Annotated in this window: 12 protein-coding genes; 11 read left to right on the top strand and 1 reads right to left on the bottom strand. The window is 60.1% G+C overall.

Annotated elements, in window-relative coordinates:
• Position 1 precedes the first annotated feature (1 nt).
• The 11 genes from pelA to K3G63_RS08040 all read left to right on the top strand — a co-directional run bounded on the left by pelA (position 2) and on the right by K3G63_RS08040 (position 16022).
• A complete protein-coding gene (gene pelA / locus K3G63_RS22775) occupies positions 2 to 2176 on the top strand; it encodes a pectate lyase (RefSeq protein WP_259404307.1) in 2175 nt (724 codons plus the stop codon).
• 11 nt (positions 2177 to 2187) lie between these two features.
• Positions 2188 to 3720 (top strand): tagaturonate reductase, encoded by a 1533-nt coding sequence (locus tag K3G63_RS08085; RefSeq protein WP_220613537.1) that lies wholly within the window; start codon positions 2188 to 2190, stop codon positions 3718 to 3720.
• A gap of 58 nt (positions 3721 to 3778) precedes the next feature.
• A complete protein-coding gene (locus K3G63_RS08080; protein ID WP_220613536.1) occupies positions 3779 to 5431 on the top strand; it encodes a UxaA family hydrolase in 1653 nt (550 codons plus the stop codon).
• A gap of 271 nt (positions 5432 to 5702) precedes the next feature.
• The gene (gene uxaC, locus K3G63_RS08075) at positions 5703 to 7139 is read left to right on the top strand and encodes a glucuronate isomerase (RefSeq protein ID WP_220613535.1); all 1437 of its coding nucleotides are present in this window, start codon (positions 5703 to 5705) and stop codon (positions 7137 to 7139) included.
• Positions 7140 to 7285: 146 nt separating this feature from the next.
• Positions 7286 to 8296 (top strand): sugar kinase, encoded by a 1011-nt coding sequence (locus tag K3G63_RS08070; protein ID WP_220613534.1) that lies wholly within the window; start codon positions 7286 to 7288, stop codon positions 8294 to 8296.
• Between the two features lie 61 nt (positions 8297 to 8357).
• Complete coding sequence (locus K3G63_RS08065; RefSeq protein WP_220613533.1) at positions 8358 to 9014, top strand: bifunctional 4-hydroxy-2-oxoglutarate aldolase/2-dehydro-3-deoxy-phosphogluconate aldolase; 657 nt, start codon at positions 8358 to 8360, stop codon at positions 9012 to 9014.
• Between the two features lie 80 nt (positions 9015 to 9094).
• Positions 9095 to 10468 (top strand): MFS transporter, encoded by a 1374-nt coding sequence (locus tag K3G63_RS08060; RefSeq protein WP_259404306.1) that lies wholly within the window; start codon positions 9095 to 9097, stop codon positions 10466 to 10468.
• A gap of 19 nt (positions 10469 to 10487) precedes the next feature.
• The gene (locus tag K3G63_RS08055; RefSeq protein ID WP_220613532.1) at positions 10488 to 10961 is read left to right on the top strand and encodes a nuclear transport factor 2 family protein; all 474 of its coding nucleotides are present in this window, start codon (positions 10488 to 10490) and stop codon (positions 10959 to 10961) included.
• Between the two features lie 301 nt (positions 10962 to 11262).
• The gene (fbp, locus tag K3G63_RS08050) at positions 11263 to 12303 is read left to right on the top strand and encodes a class 1 fructose-bisphosphatase (RefSeq protein ID WP_220613531.1); all 1041 of its coding nucleotides are present in this window, start codon (positions 11263 to 11265) and stop codon (positions 12301 to 12303) included.
• A gap of 123 nt (positions 12304 to 12426) precedes the next feature.
• A complete protein-coding gene (locus K3G63_RS08045) occupies positions 12427 to 13968 on the top strand; it encodes an aldehyde dehydrogenase family protein (protein WP_220613530.1) in 1542 nt (513 codons plus the stop codon).
• A gap of 83 nt (positions 13969 to 14051) precedes the next feature.
• Positions 14052 to 16022 carry a S9 family peptidase gene (locus K3G63_RS08040; RefSeq protein ID WP_220613529.1) on the top strand — a complete coding sequence of 657 codons (1971 nt, stop codon included), beginning with the start codon at positions 14052 to 14054 and terminating at the stop codon, positions 16020 to 16022.
• A 9-nt stretch (positions 16023 to 16031) separates the two neighbouring features.
• Here K3G63_RS08040 and K3G63_RS08035 read toward each other — a convergent pair whose 3' ends face one another.
• Positions 16032 to 17864 carry a prolipoprotein diacylglyceryl transferase family protein gene (locus tag K3G63_RS08035; RefSeq protein WP_220613528.1) on the bottom strand — a complete coding sequence of 611 codons (1833 nt, stop codon included), beginning with the start codon at positions 17862 to 17864 and terminating at the stop codon, positions 16032 to 16034.
• Positions 17865 to 18051 lie beyond the last annotated feature (187 nt).

The raw sequence follows: 18051 nt of genomic DNA, 5'->3' as shown, positions 1-18051 counted from the left end.
TATGAAACGAGTATTGATACTGCTGTTCCTGCTGGCGGGGGTTGGGGAAATGGGAATCTTATCGGCCCGGGCCCAGCAGGTAACGGTGTCGGCGGATGGTTCGGGGCAGTTCCGGACCATCCAGGCCGCCATTAACAGCTTGCCCAACGAGGCAGCCAAGCCGCGCACGGTGTACATCAAGAATGGCACCTACCGCGAAAAGGTCTTCCTCGATGGCAAGCAGAACATCATCCTCAAAGGCCAGAGCGAGCAGGGCGTCGTCCTGACCTCGGCCCAAGCCCGCGACGCCTGGCGCTGTGACCCGGTAGCGGGCCAGGATGACTGGGGCGTGGCCACGCTGAATCTGCGCAACTCCCCCGATATCACCCTGGAGAGCCTCACGGTCATCAACAGCTACGGCTTTGACGCCCCGGGGGAGGTAGTAATCGACTGCCCTACGGAGCCCAGCAAGAAGAAAACCATCAGCAAAACCGGCCACCAGATGGCCCTGCGTACCATGCCCGGCACCACGCGCCTCGTGGTAAAGCACTGCACCTTCCGCGCCCTCGGCGGCGACACTGTCAGCCCCTGGGACGTGGATGCGGGCCTGTACTACTTCAAGGACTGTACCCTGGAAGGCGGGGTAGATTTTTACTGCCCCCGGGGCTGGGCCTACGCTGAAAACTGCCGCTTCATCTGCCACAACCCCAACGCCGCCATCTGGCACGACGGCTCCAGCGACGAGGACTCGAAAACGGTGCTCAAAAACTGCGTTTTCGAGGGTGACGCCGGCTTCAAGCTGGGCCGCTTTCATCGGGAAGCGCAATTCTACCTGGTGAACTGCACGTTTGGGGAGAATATGGCCGACGCCGACATCTACTGGGCCCAATCGGGACCCGGAGCTAAGCAGTGGGGCCGCCGCGTGTACTACCACAACAACCACCGCCGGGGCGGCGACTACGCCTGGTTCAGCAACAACCTGAGCTCGGCCAAAAACGCCCCCAAGGCCCGTAAAATCAACGCCGACTGGACTTTTGGTGGACGCTGGTACCCGAAGTCGGGCAAGCCGGCCACGGTGCCGCTGAAGCCCTCCAACCTCGGTGGCCCGGATAAGTATTCGACGGCGCCCAAGCCGGAAGCCAAGCCCGCAGATGCCACGGCCACGGCTTCGGTGGGTGGTGCTACCCCCGTTGCTGCCGTTAAGGTTGATTCGGTGGCCGAGCGGATGCTGATTTACCAGCGGACGGTAGGGGGCTGGCCCAAGATGGTAAACAACGTCAAGGTAAAGTACGACCACCCCATGACGGTGGCCGAGGAAGCCGCTACCCGCGACGACGCTGGCCGCAACGACGCCACCATCGATAACGAGGCTACTACCCGCGAGATTCGCTACCTCGCTGGCGCCTACAAAGCCACCGGCAACGCAGCGTACAAAGCCGCCGCCGAGAAGGGTATTCGCTACCTGCTCCGGATGCAGCAGCGCACCGGCGGCTTCCCGCAGTACTACCCCGATTCCAGCAGCTACCGTCACTACATCACTTACAACGACAACGCCATGGTGCGGGCCCTGCAAGTGCTCCGCGACGTGAGCCGCCGCACCAATGGCTTGGAGGTAGCAGATGCCAGCCTGGTAGAGCCCGCCACCCAGGCGGTAGCCCGCGGCATTGAGTGCATCCTAAAAACCCAGTACGTGCAGCGCGGCAAGCTCACGGCCTGGTGCGCCCAGCACGACGAGAAAACCTTTCAGCCGGTAAAAGCCCGCGCCTTCGAGCTGGCCTCCCTCAGCGGAATGGAAACCGTGTACATCGTGCAGTTTCTGATGGACACCGAAAACCCTACCCCGGCCATTCGGAAAGCAGTGGATGCGGCCGTGGCCTGGCTGGAGGCGGTGAAAATCACGGGCTACACCATCAAAGACCAGCCCGACCCCAAACAGCCGAAGGGTTTTGATCGGGTGATTCTGCCGGAAGCCGGCTCCACCATCTGGGCCCGCTTCTACGACCTCCAAACCAACCAGCCCATCTACGTCGGCCGCGACTCCAAGCCCCGGCCGAAGCTCTCGGACATTGAATACGAGCGCCGCACCGGCTACGCCTACGCCGGCGTGTGGCCCGCCAAACTGCTCAGCCGCGACTACCCCCGCTGGCAGCAGAAACTCCATAGCAACGCAACGCCCGTTACGGGCAGCAAACCATAACGGTTCTGACCATGCCGCATTTATCCCAACAACTGGTTTCCCAGGCACCCGCGACAACCGTTGCGTTGCCCTCGCCCGCCCTGCTGGAACTGCCCGAAAAAGTCCTCCAATTTGGTACCGGCGTGCTGCTGCGCGGCCTGCCCGACTACCTCATCGACAAAGCCAACCGCCAGGGCATCTTCAACGGCCGCATTGTGGTCGTGAAAAGCACCGATGGCGGCGACATCGACGCCTTTACCCGCCAGGATGGCCTCTACACGCTTGGTATTAGAGGCATTGAAGACGGCCGCGAGGTGTCGGAAAACGTGGTGTGCTCGGCCATCAGCCGGGTGCTGTCGGCCAAAAGCCAGTGGGTCGACATTCTGGCCTGCGCCGCCAACCCGGAGCTGACGGTAGTTATTTCCAATACCACGGAGGTAGGGATTCAACTCGTGTCGGACGACATCAGCCAGAGCCCGCCCCAGTCGTTTCCGGGCAAGCTGCTGGCCTTCCTGCTGGCCCGCTACCAGGCCTTCAACGGCGCCAAGGACAAGGGCCTCGTGATTGTGCCGACCGAGCTGATTCCCGACAACGGCACCAAGCTCGAAGCCATTCTGCTGGAGCAGGCCCACCGCAATAACCTTGATGCGGAGTTCATCGACTGGCTGGAAACGGCCAACCACGTGTGCAACTCCCTCGTGGACCGCATCGTGCCCGGTCGGCCGGATGCCGCTACGCAAGCGGCCCTGCAAGCCGAATTGGGCTACGAAGATGAGTTGCTGACCATGTCGGAAGTATACACGCTCTGGGCCATTGAGGGCGACGCGCGGGTTAAGGAAATCCTGAGCTTCGAGCAGGCAGACGCGGGCGTTATCGTGCAGCCCGACATCAACCTGTTCCGGGAGCTGAAGCTGCGCCTGCTCAATGGCACGCACACCCTAAGCTGCGGGCTGGCCTTCCTGGCTGGATTTCCGACGGTGCGTGAGGCTATGGAAGATACCAACCTCGCCAGCTTTGTGCACAACCTAATGCTGGCCGATTTGCTACCCGGCATTCCGTATCAGGTAGATGAGAAGATGGGTCAGCGTTTCGGCATGCAGGTGCTGGACCGGTTCCGCAACCCCTCCATCGAGCACAAGTGGCTGTCGATTTCGATGAATTACACGGCCAAAATGCAGATGCGCAACGTGCCCACGCTGCTGCACTACTACCAGAAACTGCGGGCCGTGCCGCACTACATGGCGCTAGGCTTCGCCGCCTACCTACTCTTTATGCGTGCTACCCGGCAGGAGGGAGGCAAGTGGCAGGGCGAGCTGAACGGCATGTCCTATGAGATTCAGGACGAAAAAGCGGGCTACTTCGCCGACCTGTGGGCCCGCCTGGAGCCGGCCGAGCTTACCCGCACCGTTTTGCACAACCAGGCCCTGTGGGGTCATGACCTGTCGGCCCTGCCCGGCTTTACCGCCTGCGTAACGCGCTACCTCTCAACTCTGCTGGAAAACGGCGCTCGCGCTACCGTGGCCCACGCCCTGAACCGCAGCGTGGAGCAAAACGTGACCGTGTAAACTCATCTGCTTTTCCGGCAGTTCTACGGTCAGCAATACCACTTTAGAATACGACCCAATGAAACATTTGGTAGCCAAAATTCACCCCGACGATAACGTGCTCGTTGCCCTCACGGATCTGCCCATCGGCACGCCCGTCACGTGGGAGGGAACCACCGTCACGACTACCGATAAGATTCCGGCCAAGCACAAACTGGCTCTGCAATTTCTGGCTCCCGGCGACCCGGTGCACATGTACGGAGTGCTGGTAGGCACGGCCCGCGAAGCCATCGGAGTAGGCGGCTTGCTGACTACCAGCAACATCAAGCACGCTACCGACAGCTACGACGAGCACCACCAGCGCCGCGCCGACTGGACTGCTCCCGATGTTACCAAGTGGCAGGAGCGCACTTTCATGGGCTTTCACCGCGCCGATGGCAGCGTGGGCACCGCTAACTACTGGCTGGTGATTCCGCTGGTATTCTGCGAGAACCGCAACATTCAAGTGTTGGAAGAAGCCCTGGTGAATGACCTCGGCTACGCCCGCCGCAAAAGCTACCAGCCCCAAACCCAGGAGCTGATTTCGCTGATGCAGGCCGGTAAGTCGGTAGAAGAAATTCTGGCGACGGATCTGCATTCGGCGGAAAATGGCCACCACAAACCCAAGCTGTTTCCGAACGTGGATGGCATCCGGTTCCTGAGCCACGAGGGCGGTTGCGGCGGCATCCGCCAGGATGCTCAAACGCTCTGCGGACTGCTGGCCGGCTACATCACCCACCCCAACGTGGCCGGTGCTACCGTGCTAAGTCTGGGCTGCCAGAACGCGCAGGTGAGCATGCTGCAGGACGAAATCAATAAGCGTAGCCCCAACTTCCAGAAGCCGCTTTATATTCTGGAACAGCAGAAAATTGGGACGGAAGAGGCTCTGGTGAGCACGGCCCTGCGCCAGACGTTTGCCGGCCTGATGATGGCCAACCAGGCAACGCGCCAGCCAGCCCCGCTCAGCAAGCTGTGCATCGGGCTAGAGTGCGGCGGCTCCGATGGTTTCTCGGGTATCTCCGCCAACCCCGCCGTAGGTCACGTTTCCGACTTGCTAGTAGCCCTGGGTGGCTCAGTTATTCTGGCTGAGTTCCCGGAGCTGTGCGGGGTAGAGCAGGAGTTGGTAGACCGCTCCGTGGATACTGCCACGGCTGAACGCTTCAGCTCCCTGATGAAAGCCTACGGCGACTCCGCCGTGGCCGTGGGCTCGGGCTTCGACATGAACCCCTCGCCCGGTAACATCCGCGACGGGCTGATTACCGACGCCATGAAATCGGCCGGGGCGGCCCGCAAAGGCGGTTCCTCTCCGGTGGTAGCCGTGCTCGACTACCCCGAGCTGGTGACGAAACCCGGCCTTAACCTGCTCTGCACTCCCGGCAACGACGTGGAATCGACGACGGCGGAAGTAGGCTCGGGTGCTACCGTGGTGCTGTTCACCACCGGCCTGGGCACGCCCACCGGCAACCCCATTGCCCCGGTGGTCAAGATTTCCAGCAACACGTCCCTGGCCCGGCGCATGCCCGACATTATCGACCTGAATACCGGCACTGTCATCGACGGCGAAGAAACCATTGAGCAGGCCGGTGAGCGTATCCTCGACTACGTGATTCGCGTGGCGAGTGGGGAGGAGGTAGCTGCCGTACGCCACGGTCAAACTGACTTCATCCCGTGGAAGCGCGGCGTTTCGTTGTAAACTGTCATTCCCAACTCTTGTCATCCTGAGCCTAGGCGAAGGACCTCTACCGCTTCGTTGTAATAGTAATTACCCTCGGTAGAGGTCCTTCGCCTAGGCTCAGGATGACAAGAGTAAAGAAGCTTTCGGCTCCTTGCCGACCGGGAACGTTTGCGTAGAAAAACTTGCCCGATGCCGCCAAAAACGGCCTGTTCTGGTTCCAGTCCGAATACCTTTACCCATCCCGCCACCCACTTTTCTGCGGGTACCGCCCACTTCATTCGAGTTGACTATGAAGCCATTTCTCAACGACGATTTTCTGCTCCAGACGGCCACGGCCAGCACGCTCTACCACGAGTATGCCAAGCAGATGCCCATCATCGACTACCACAACCACCTGCTGCCCGACCAGATTGCCGAGGACAAGCAGTTTGACACCATCACCCAAGTCTGGCTCTACGGCGACCATTACAAGTGGCGCGCCATGCGCACCAACGGCATCCCCGAACGTTACATCACCGGTGATGCTTCGGACTGGGAAAAGTTTGAGAAATGGGCTGAAACGGTGCCCCAAACCGTGCGTAACCCGCTCTACCACTGGACGCACCTGGAGCTGCAGCGTTACTTCGGTATCACGGAGCTGCTGAACAAGAACAGCGCCCGCCGCATCTACGACCAGTGCAATGAGCTGCTACGCACTCCCGAGTATTCGGTGCGCAACTTGCTACGCCGCATGAACGTGGAAACCCTCTGCACCACCGACGACCCTTCGGATTCCCTGGAGCATCACCGCGCCATTCAGGAAAGCGGCTTCGAGGTGCAGGTGCTACCCACGTTCCGCCCCGACAAGGCCATGGCTCCGGAAGACGCGGCCAGCTACAACGCCTACCTCGACAAGCTGGGCCAATCGGCGGCTGTGGATATCAAAACGTACCGCGACCTGGAAACGGCCCTGCGCCTGCGCCACGATTACTTCGCGGCCCTCGGCTGCCGGCTATCGGACCACGGCCTGGAGCAGATCTACGCCGCCGACTACACCGAAGCCGAAATCAGCGCCATCTTCGCCAAGGTACGGGGAGGGGAGACGCTAGGGGAGCAGGAAATCCTGAAGTTCAAGTCGGCCATGCTGGTGCTGCTGGCGGAAATGGACTGGGAGAAAGGCTGGACTCAGCAGTTCCACCTCGGTGCCCTGCGCAACAACAACTCCCGCATGCTCCGTGAGCTAGGTCCCGATACGGGCTGGGACTCCATCGGCGACTTCGCCCAGGGCCGCGCCCTCTCTAGTTTCCTCAACCGCCTCGACTCGCAGGATAAGCTGGCCAAAACCATTATCTACAACCTAAACCCGGCCGACAACGAGCTGATTGCTACCATGATTGGTAACTTCAACGATGGCTCGGTGGCCGGTAAGGTGCAGTTTGGTTCCGGCTGGTGGTTCCTGGATCAGAAGGATGGCATGGAAAAGCAGATGAATGCCCTTTCCAACATGGGCCTGCTGAGCCGTTTCGTGGGCATGCTCACCGACTCGCGCTCCTTCCTGTCTTACCCACGCCACGAGTACTTCCGCCGCGTGCTTTGCAACCTCTTCGGCAATGATGTAGAAAACGGCGAGCTGCCCGCGGATATGGAGCTGCTGGGTGGTATCATCCAGAACATCTGCTACGGCAACGCCAAGGAGTATTTTGGCTTTGCTACGGTAGCCCAACCCATAGAAACGGCTGTAGTCTAATTCTATCCACGACCTAGTAGGATATCCTGCTGGGTTCTGCGAAGCATCTCTGCCTCAGGCTAATTCTATGAGGTAGCACTGAAGCGGTAAAGGTGCTTCGCGGAACTCAGCAGGACGTTCAAACTGATCCACTCTCTTCTTCTCACATGAAGCAAGTTGTCACCTTTGGTGAAATCATGATGCGGTTGTCGCCGCCGTTGAACTACCGGTTGTCGCAGGCCAGCTCGCTGGAAATTACCTACGGCGGCGGCGATGCCAACGTAGCAGCAGCATTAGCCTACTTGGGCGTGCCAGCAGCTCACGCCGGTTGTTTTCCGGATAATGCCGTGGGGCGCGCTGCCGCGCAGCAGTTTCAGCACCACGGCGTCGACATGAGCCACTGCGTGTTCCAGGGACAGCGCTTGGGGCTCTACTTTCTGGAAGTAGGGGCCTCTTTGCGTGCCAGCCGCATTGTGTACGACCGGTACGATTCGGCCTTTGCCAACTTGCAGCCGGAGTGGTTTAACTGGGATGAGATTTTCAGCAACGCCCAGTGGCTGCACTGGACGGGCATTACGCCGGCCATATCGGCCACTGCCGCCCAGGCAACGCAGGAAGCCATTGCCGCCGCCCGGCGCCTGGGCCTTACGGTTTCAGCCGACGTAAACTACCGCCGCAACCTGTGGCAGTATGGGCAGCGCGCCCAAGACGTAATGCCGGACCTAGTAGCAGGTTGCGACCTGGTGGTGTGCACCGAAGGCGACGCCGAAGACCTGTTTGGCATTAAGGCGGAAGCCGGAGCTGAGAACAGCTTTGTGTCGATGAGCCAGCAGTTAATCCGCCGCTTCCCGCAGATTCAGCAGGTTATTGCTACCCGCCGCGAAACCCAAAGCGCTTCGCACGAGCGGATTAAAGGCATTGCTTTCAGCGGCGGCCAGTACCACGAAACCGAGTTCTTCGACATCAACCCGGTAGTGGACCGCATTGGCGGAGGCGACTCCTTCATTTCGGGCTTCATCTACGGCCAGCTGAATTACCCTACCCTACAAGAGGCCCTGACGTTTGCCACGGCCGCTTCCGCTCTCAAGCACACCATTCACGGCGACATCAACCTCGTGACGCCCGCCGAAGTGGAGCACATTGTAGCAGGCAACACCTCCGGGCGTTTGCTTCGCTAATTCAACCGACCTTCTTCTGGCTCCGGCTGGCTACCCCGCCGGGGCTTCTGAACCTCCTTCCATGGCCCGATTCTCTTCCGCCACTGCTTTAGAAACCGTGCTGCACTACCCCGTGGTGCCGGTGTTCTACCACGCCGATGCGGCCTACACCAAGCGTATCCTGCAAGCCTGCTACGTGGGTGGGCTACGCGTATTTGAGTTTACCAACCGCGGCGCCAACGCCTTCGACGTGTTCCAGGAGCTGGTGCCCTTCGTGCAGGAGAACTGCCCGGATATGCTGCTCGGCATCGGCACCATTTACACGGCGGCGGATGCCGAGCGGTTCATCCAGGCCGGCGCCGATTTTGTGGTGCAGCCCTGCCTCACGGCGGAAGTAGCCGAGGTGTGCCGCCAACACGGCACGCCCTGGCTGCCCGGCACCATGACCATTTCGGAGGTGTACCAAGCTACCCAGCTGGGGGCGGCCATCGTCAAAATCTTCCCCGGCAACGTGCTCGGGCCCGTTTTCATCAAAAGCCTGCGCGGGCCCATGCCCACGGTGCCCTTGATGGTAACTGGGGGGGTAGAGCCTACCGAAGACAGCTTGCGCGAATGGTTCACGGCCGGCGTGAACGTAGTGGGCATGGGCTCCCAGCTCTTTAAGAATGCTGACGATACCGAGGCTCTCCAACGGCAAATTGCCGGGCTGCTTGCCTTCGTCGATACGCTAAAGAAGTAAGGCTTCCTACCCTTGCTTTTGCCTTCGGGCGCTAATTGCCTGACGCCACCGAGTATCTCCCACCGAATTCTCCGAACTCGATGATACCATCTCCCACCCAGTCTGCGCCGGCCGCCGTGGCTACCCCTGCCACCACGGGCATGGGCAAATACCGCTGGACCATCTGCGCCCTGGTATTTTTCGCCACCACGGTTAACTACCTCGACCGGGCCGTTATTTCCCTGCTGAAACCCTACCTCGAAACCGAGTTTCACTGGAATGCCGGCGACTACGCCAACATTGAAATAGCCTTTAAGCTGGCGTACTCTTTCGGGATGCTAGGGGTAGGGCGCGTGATTGACAAGCTGGGCACGAAGATGGGCTACGCCCTTTCCACGTTCCTCTGGAGCTTAGCAGCTATTGGGCACGCCTTCGTGAGCAGCACGTTTGGCTTCAGCGTGGCGCGGGCTTTCTTGGGCGTAACCGAAGCCGGCAACTTCCCGGCCGCCATCAAAACCACCGCTGAGTGGTTTCCGCAGAAGGAGCGGGCCCTGGCTACCGGTATCTTCAACTCGGGCTCCAACGTGGGCGCCATCATTGCCCCGCTGACGGTACCCCTGATTGCCGAAACCATCGGCTGGAAATGGGCTTTTATCATCACCGGGGCCATGGGCTTTATCTGGCTGGCTTTGTGGTTCTGGCTCTACGAAGTGCCGGCCCGCCACGCCAAGCTCACCAAAGCCGAGTTCGACTACATCCACAGCGACGTAGACGACCTGGCGGCTGCATCTATTGAGACCCAACCTAAAGTTTCGTGGTTTAAGCTGCTCACGTTTCGCCAAACCTGGGGCTTCGTGTTGGGCAAGTTCCTAACCGACCCGGTATGGTGGTTTTACCTGTTCTGGTTGCCCGACTTCCTTAACAAGCAATATGGCCTCAAGGGTACCGACGTGGCCTTACCCGTGGCAATGGTGTACATGCTTTCAAGCATCGGAAGCGTCGGCGGCGGCTGGATTCCGCTGAACTTCATCCGCAACGGTTGGGCGCCCTTCAAGGCCCGCAAAACCAGCATGCTGCTGATTGCCCTCTGCGTATTCCCCATTGTGTTTGCCCAGCAGCTCGGGCAGGTGAATATGTGGCTGGCGGTATTGGTAATTGGCATTGCGGCAGCGGCTCACCAGGCCTGGAGCGCCAACATCTTCACTACCGTTTCCGACATGTTCCCGAAGCGGGCAGTAGCTTCCGTGACCGGCATTGGCGGTATGGCGGGCGGCATGGGAGGCATTCTGCTGTCAGCGCTGGTGCAGAAGCGTATGTTCGTGTATTACGAAAGCATCGGGCAGCTGGATAAGGCCTACTTCATCATGTTCTGGATTTGCGGCGGAGCCTACCTGCTGGCCTGGGTGCTGATGCACTTCTTGGCTCCCACCATGAAGCAAATCAACCTGGATGAGGCTGCTCCGGCAGGCCACTAACCCTTTGTCTTTCTGTGCTATGAAAAAACTGCATCTGCTACTGACCCTGCTGTGGCTGGCCCTACCTGCCCTCACCTTCGCTCAGTCTAAAAAAGACCAGGCGGCTGCCAAGGAAGTAGAAGCCCTGGAACGTCAGCGCTTCGAAGCGCAGGTGAAAAAGGACTACAGCATCCTGGAAAAAGTCTTCGCCGATGACTTGGTGTACACCCACTCCAACGGCAAGCAAAACAACAAGCAGGAGTACATTCAGAGCATACGCGACGGCAAAAGCCAGTACGAGAAAATCGATGTGGAAGCCCTGAACGTGCGCGCCTACAACGAGGGCAAAGCCGCCGTGGTCAACGGCACCATCACCATTACCCTGCCCAACAAGCCCGACGGTACCCCCAACCTGGCCCACCTCAAATATGTGGTGGTGCAGGTGAAAGACCCCAAGAAGGGCTGGCAGGTAGTACTCTGGCAAAGCCAAAAACAGCCCGACGCCAAGAGCTAGCCGGTAATCACCCACGTAGAGAGGCAACACTGAGCAACACCGATTTTCGGTTCCCGTCTCGGCCTCAGCACAACCGTATTGGCGCGGTCCAGTACAGCACGCACCGATACGTCAGTTTCTATACCAGCCTAAATTTACTTGGTCAGGGTAGCTGCTCAAGCTAACCCTAGCATTCCTTCATACATCATTCAGCTTACCCAACAGAGTACGCGGCAGCTTGACCGATGCTGGCAGGCCTAAAACCTTCCGGCGTTTAAAAGCAGCTGCGTAGTCTGTAGGGACTTCTGTACCCCTGTCGCTCATGAATATTTCTACTGAAAACACTATTGCTCAGCCAGTTGGCACTACTTTGGAGCGCTACATCATGCGGAAGCAGGCTGAGTTTCCTTTCGCCACTGGTGAGCTGAGCCAGCTGCTGCGCGACATTGCGCTGGCTGGCAAAATTGTGAACCGCGAAGTAAACCGGGCAGGCCTGACGAGCATCATCGGGGCTATGGGACAGCAGAATGTGCAGGGCGAAAGCCAGCAGAAGCTGGATGTGGAAGCTAACATCCGTTTTATCCGGGCCCTCACCAATGGGGGCGAGGCTTGCGCGGTACTTTCCGAGGAGGAGGACGACATCATCCACACGGGTAATGCCCAGGGCAAGTATGTGGTGGCTATTGACCCCCTGGATGGCTCCTCCAACATTGATGTGAACATCAGCATTGGGACCATTTTCAGCATCTACCGGCGCGTGTCGCCGGTAGGGGAGACGGCTACCCGCGAAGACTTTTTGCAGGGTGGGCGGCGGCAGGTAGCGGCAGGCTACATTCTGTACGGCTCCAGCACCATGCTGGTGTACACCACCGGCCACGGGGTAGCAGGCTTCACCTACGAAAACTCCCTGGGAGAATTTTTCCTCTCGCACCCCAGCATCACCATTCCTACCTCCGGCACGGTGTTCAGCTGCAACGAAGGCTACTGGTTCGACTATCCCCAGTACGTGCGCGACTACCTGACCCAGTGCAAGCGCGAGGGGCAGAGCGGCCGCTACGTAGGCTCCTTGGTGGCCGACTACCACCGCAACCTACTTACGGGCGGTATTTACCTGTATCCGCCCACAGCCAAGAACCCCAGCGGCAAGCTGCGGGTGCTGTATGAGGCTTTCCCGTTGGCCTTCCTGATTGAGCAAGCCGGTGGCCGCGCCGAGTCGGGCGCAGGGCCCATCTTGGATATTATTGCCACGGAGTTTCACCAGCGCACGCCGCTGTTTGTAGGCTCTCCAGCCTTGGTAGAGAAGTTACTGGGCGAAACAGAGGTAGTACCTAAGGAGGAAAGCGTAGAACAAAATCACGCCTAATCTGCTTACTTAGCCCGGCCGGCCACGTATGGTCGTAACCGTGTACCTATCGGCTGCGAGCCGATGCTTTCTCCGTGTGCCACGCCGAATCGCCGGTCGTTGCTATCCTACTCTTTCCCAACCATGCCTAAAATCGTTTCCCCTCAGGTGGAGTTCAGCTTTCTGCTCCAGCAAACCAAAAACGTCACCCCCGAAATCTTCACCCAGGACGGCTCCGGCTTCCTGAACCTGCTGGAAGGCCGTTGGCAGGAGCCAGGCAAGCCCCGCCCGTTCGTGTCGCCGGTAGATGGCTCTGAAATCGGCTCCCTACCCATGCTCGACCACGCTACTGCCCTGCGTGCCGTAGTATCGGCCAAGCAGGAAGCCGCCGCCTGGGGTGCTACCGACCTGGATGAGCGCAAGCGCCGCGTGCAAGACTGCCTCGACCAGCTGCGGCCGCAGGTGGACCTGATCGGCAAGCTGCTGATCTGGGAAATCGGCAAAACCTTTAAGCTCGGCTTCACCGACATCGACCGCGCCATTGATGGCGTGCAGTGGTACGTGGATAATATTGAGGATATGCTGGGCCAGCGCAAGCCCCTGGGCCTGGTGAGCAACATTGCCTCCTGGAACTACCCCATGTCGGTGCTGCTGCACGCGGTGCTGGTGCAGGCCCTGTGCGGCAACTCAGTCATTGCCAAAACGCCTACTGATGGGGGTTTTATTTCCCTGAGCCTGGCCTTCGCCATTGCCCGCCGCTGCGGCCTGCCCGTCACGCTGGTGAGCGGCTCGGGCGGGGAGCTGAGCGACGTGCTGGTCAAGCACGAGGCCGTGGATTGCCTGAGCTTTGTGGGCGGGCGCTACAACGGCCGCAACATTGCCGACGCCCTCAGCCAGGAGCATAAGCGCTACATGCTGGAAATGGAAGGCGTAAACACCTACGGCATCTGGAATTACTCCGATTGGACCTCCCTGGCCGATCAGCTCAAGAAAGGCTACGACTACGGCAAGCAGCGCTGCACGGCCTACGTGCGCTTTGTGGTGGAGCGCCGCCTGTTCCCGCAGTTCCTGGAAACCTACTGGAACACTATCAAGGACCTGAAAGTAGGCAACCCCACCCTGGTCGACAACCCTGACGACAAGCTGCCCGACCTCGCCTTCGGACCGGTCATCAACGCCCGCCAGGCCGAGGACCTGGACCGCCTCTACGCCGACGCGCTGAAAACCGGCGCTACCCCTATCTACGAGGGCAAGCTCGATGACTCCCTGTTCCTGCCCGGCCAGGACAGAAGCGCCTACCGCGCCCCGCGGGCCTTGGTCAACCTGCCCCGCCAGAGCGAGCTGTACTTCAAAGAGCCCTTCGGCCCCATCGACAGCATTGTGCTCGTGGATCGGGTAGAGGAGCTGGTTGGCGAGATGAATATTTCGAATGGCGCGTTGGTAGCCGCCGTGGCTTCCGACGACGAGAAGTGGGCCGCCCGCACCGCCAAGGAAGTGCGCGCCTTCAAAGTGGGCCTGAACAAGCTCCGCTCCCGTGGCGACCGGGAAGAGGTATTCGGCGGTATGGGCGAGTCGTGGAAAGGTGCGTTCGTGGGTGGCGCTCTGCTGGTAGAAGCCGTAACGGAAGGCGAAAAAGCCATTCTGGGCAACTTCCAGGATGCGCTGTTGCTACCCGAGAAAATCTAAATTGGCCTAGCGTATTGTTTGGCCTGAAGTAAAACAAGCCCTTTCTACTTGGTGGAAAGGGCTTGTCTTTTTCTGTTTCCGAAATGAAGCCTGTCCTTGTTCTGTTGGCGGCCCTGAGCCTGCTACTTGCTACCCCGGCCGCCGCGCAGAAGCCTTACAACGTCATCGACTGGAAAGCGCCGGCCACGCTCAGTACGTACCTATTGCAAGAGCTACACGGGCAGTACGACCTGCGCCGCGCGGCCTGGAACCAAGCTACGCAGTCGGCAGCGAATATGCGCGCGTACCAGGACAGTGCACGGGCGCGGTTTCGGCGGATGTTGGGGCCACTGCCGGCGCGTACGCCGCTCAAGGCGCGGGTAACGGGTACGCTGGCGCGGAATGGGTTTCGGATTGAAAAAGTCATTTACGAAAGCACGCCGGGTCACCACGTAACGGCCAACCTGTACCTGCCGGAGGGTAAGGGCAAGCGGCCGGCGGTGCTGCTGTTCTGCGGGCACGAGCAGGAATCAAAAGCCACCGAATCGTACCAGAAAACGGCTATTCTCTTTGCCCAGAATGGGTTTGTAGTACTGGTAATCGACCCGATTTCGCAGGGCGAACGAATGCAGCTGACCGATGCCGCGGGCAAGTCGCTTACGCGGGGCGGCACCACGGAGCATACCTTGCTCAACGCCCAGGCGGCGCTGCTGGGCCGCTCGGTGCCGGCTGCTCAGCTCTGGGACAACGTGCGCGGCCTCGACTACCTGCTCACCCGCCGCGAAGTGGACGCCGAGCGGGTTGGCTGCCTGGGCAACTCGGGCGGGGCCACCCAAACCGCCTATTTCCTGGGCTTCGACGACCGGGTGAAGGTAGCAGCTCTGTGCAGCTACGTGGCCGCCGGCGAGCGGAACCTGGAGCTAACTGGCCCCGCCGACGGCTGCGTAATGCTGCCCGGTGCCGGCCAGTCGGGCCTCGACCTCACAGAGTATCCGCTCATTTTCGCTCCCAAGCCCCTGCTGCTGCTGGCGGGGCGCTATGATTTCGTGGACTACACCAGCATGGAGGCTACCCATCAGGAGTTGCAGCAAGCTTATAGGCTGCTCGGCCGGCCGGAGCAGGTAGGCATGTTCACGTATGATGATGGGCACGGCATCTCGCAGCCCAAGCGCGAGGCAGCCGTTACCTGGTTTCGGCGTTTTCTGTTGCAGGATGCTACCCCCGTGCGGGAGCCCAACCTGGCTACACTCTCGGAAAAGGAACTGTGGTGCACGGCTACCGGGCAGGTAAATACGGCTTTTCAGAACGAACAAACTCTGACCGAAGAATATGCTGCTGAAGCTCAGCAACTGGAACGGACACGTCGGGCGCTACCGGCGGAGCGGCTGCGTACGGTAGTGCAGCAGCAGTTGCAGCTAGCAGCCCCGCAACCAGTAGTGGCGGAGGCGAAAGGAACAGCCGTGGCGCACGGGATTACGTGGCAGAAAGTACTGCTCCGCCGTTCCGGTGAGCCACCACTGCCGTTGCTACTGGCCCTGCCCGCCGGCACTACCCCCCAGAAAGTAGTGATGCTGCTCAGTGATGGTGGCAAGGCTGCTTTAGCTGATAGCACGGCACTCATGCAACGCTACTTACAGCAGCAAATGGCAGTGGTGCTACCCGACCTGCGTGGCCTCGGCGAAACCACCGACCCCGCCGCCTTCAACGACCCGAAGTACTACAACCGCGAGTACCGCCCGGCCCTGCTCAGCCTACACGGGGGCCAGCCCTTGCTAGGCCAGCGCGTCACGGACATCCTGACGGTAATGGAGTGGGTAGGCAGCACAACTGATTTGCAGAGCAAGCCCCTGGAAGTGCACGCAACCGGTCTGAGCGGGGTAGTAGCTCTCCATGCCGCTGTGTTAACAGAGCGCATCAGCCGCTTAAGCCTACAGCAGGTGCCCGCTTCTTTCCGGGATATTTTAACGGAACCCACCCGCAAAGACACGTATACTTGGGTGCTGCCCGGCGTGCTACGCCGCTACGATTTGCCCCAGCTGCGGCAAGCAGTAGGGCAGCGGCTGCTTGCACAGTAGGCGAGCAGGCTACTTAGCCGAAAACCGACGGCTCAGGCGCAGACCAACTTGCCGTTGGTCGGGGTTGCCGAACAGGACGAAGGAGTTGATTTGCCAGGCAGGGGTAGGCCGCACGCCCGCCTCCACAAACCCCGACCACCGACTAACCCCCGCCGGTACGTCGTATAGCTTGGCGCTGGCGGCCCCGGCCCGAAGCTGCCATGTTGAGCCGCCCAGCCCCGTGCCCACGCCCACCCGCTGCTGCGGGTTCGCGGCACCGTAGCCGAGGTAGTTGTAATCGACCAGCCCGTATACTTTTTCCCGTTGGCCTATTCGCACTGAGGCCTGCAAGTCCAGAATGCTTGCCTGGTCCCCGTAGGTGTATTTGTGGTAGCCCAAAGATCCTAACAGGATGCCTCCCCCAATACCTAGCAGGGGGCGGTCAATCTGGACGTAGGGATTGAGGGCAATTAACGGTGTGCGGCGGTTGTAGCCGTTTGAGGAAAGCGGGGTTTCCTGGTCGATGCCCCCATGCAGACGGATACCAATCGTTCTTTCGGCCTTGTGCACCTCCCCATCGGGGTACACGCCGGGCATTCTGGTCCGCGAAAAATCAATAGTGCCCGTTGTGTAGCGGTGACGGTATAGCTCTAGAGGCGTCGCTCCCCCACAGCCCGTACTGTTCTGCTCGCGCATAAAGCTTCCCGAGTTGAAGCTGCCACTGAGGGTGTAGTACTTTTCGGGGGTAGTAGAAAGGCGGGCGGAGTCAGGCGAAATCTGGCTGGTAAGGACGAACGTTGCGCTGGCCAGCCCCAGTGGCAACGCGGCCCGCACCGGCTGGAGCGCCGAAGCCAGACTTGCTATGTACGCGCCGCCCTCCAACCCGAGTACCGCGAGCAGCAAGGCTTTAATGACCAAGACCTCCGGCAGCGTCAAGGCCCAGGGGCCTAACCAGGCCGTGAGCCCCAGTAAGCCCACTACAGACAGCAGATTACGCCCCGGAAAATTAAGAGGGGCCTGTTCAGGAGTAGGCACCGCTTGACGGGCCTGCCGCACCTGCCACCACCAAATGCCGAGGGCTAGTAAGGTCAGGGGTAATAAGGCCCACTGGAGTTGGAGCAGCGCAACGCCTCCGTGCGCATGGGTAGCTGCACCCACGGGTTCACCGGCAGGCTCGCGCCAAAATTCCAGGACGAAACGCCCCAGTAGCAGCAGCCCCACTTGCAGCCAACGGCGGCTGCCGCCCGGCCACTGGAGCTGGTGCGTGAGCAGTAGCACGCCACTTACTGCTGCGCACAGCACCAAGGCGTACAACTGCGTGGGGTGGGTGGGCAGAGAATGGGCCGCACTAGCCGGAATCAGCCCTTGGTACACCTGCACGAGGTAGGGCAAGGTATCGGGCTCGTAGGTGAGGCCCCAGCTACCGGAAGTCGGCACCCCGAAGCAACACCCCGTCAGGATACAGCCCACGCATTGCACCATGAGTGCCGCGCACAAGGGCAGGGCAAAGGCATCGTACACGTGGCGGCTGTAGCCGAAAATCCGCCGCAACAGCGGGAGAATTAGCCCGGAGGCTAGCGCCCCACCCAGCACGGAGCGTGCCCCCGAAGTAGGCAGTTGCCCACTACGCAGCACCACGTCCCACTCTGCCCCCGACAAGGCCAGCAGCTTGGTACCCAGTATAAACGGCACTGCTACACAACCCAGCAGCATCAGCCACGAACGTAGGGGGTAGCCACGCTGTCGGCCTTCCCATAGCAATAAAGCCACATTCACCCCGAAGCCCAGCACGTAAAACAGGGTGTAGTAATCGGGACCGTGCGGAATAGCAATTATCCACGAACTAGAAGCAGGTAGCGGCATATAGTAAACGTAAAGCGGTAGAAATTGACCTGGTACCTTCTCGGAAAAGGAGTGCTACCATGTAAAAACCGCCGTCCCGCCCATGGGGAAGGCAAGAGACGGCGGCTAGGATATGGCAATAACAACGGGTTGGTAACGGGGGGCTAACGGCCCGTCACAAAGGAATAAAGAAGTAGTGCGGTGGATA

The sequence above is a fragment of the Hymenobacter sp. HSC-4F20 genome, from assembly GCF_019599275.1.
GTDB lineage: Bacteria > Bacteroidota > Bacteroidia > Cytophagales > Hymenobacteraceae > Hymenobacter.
This window is presented reverse-complemented; position numbering and strand designations above follow the sequence as displayed.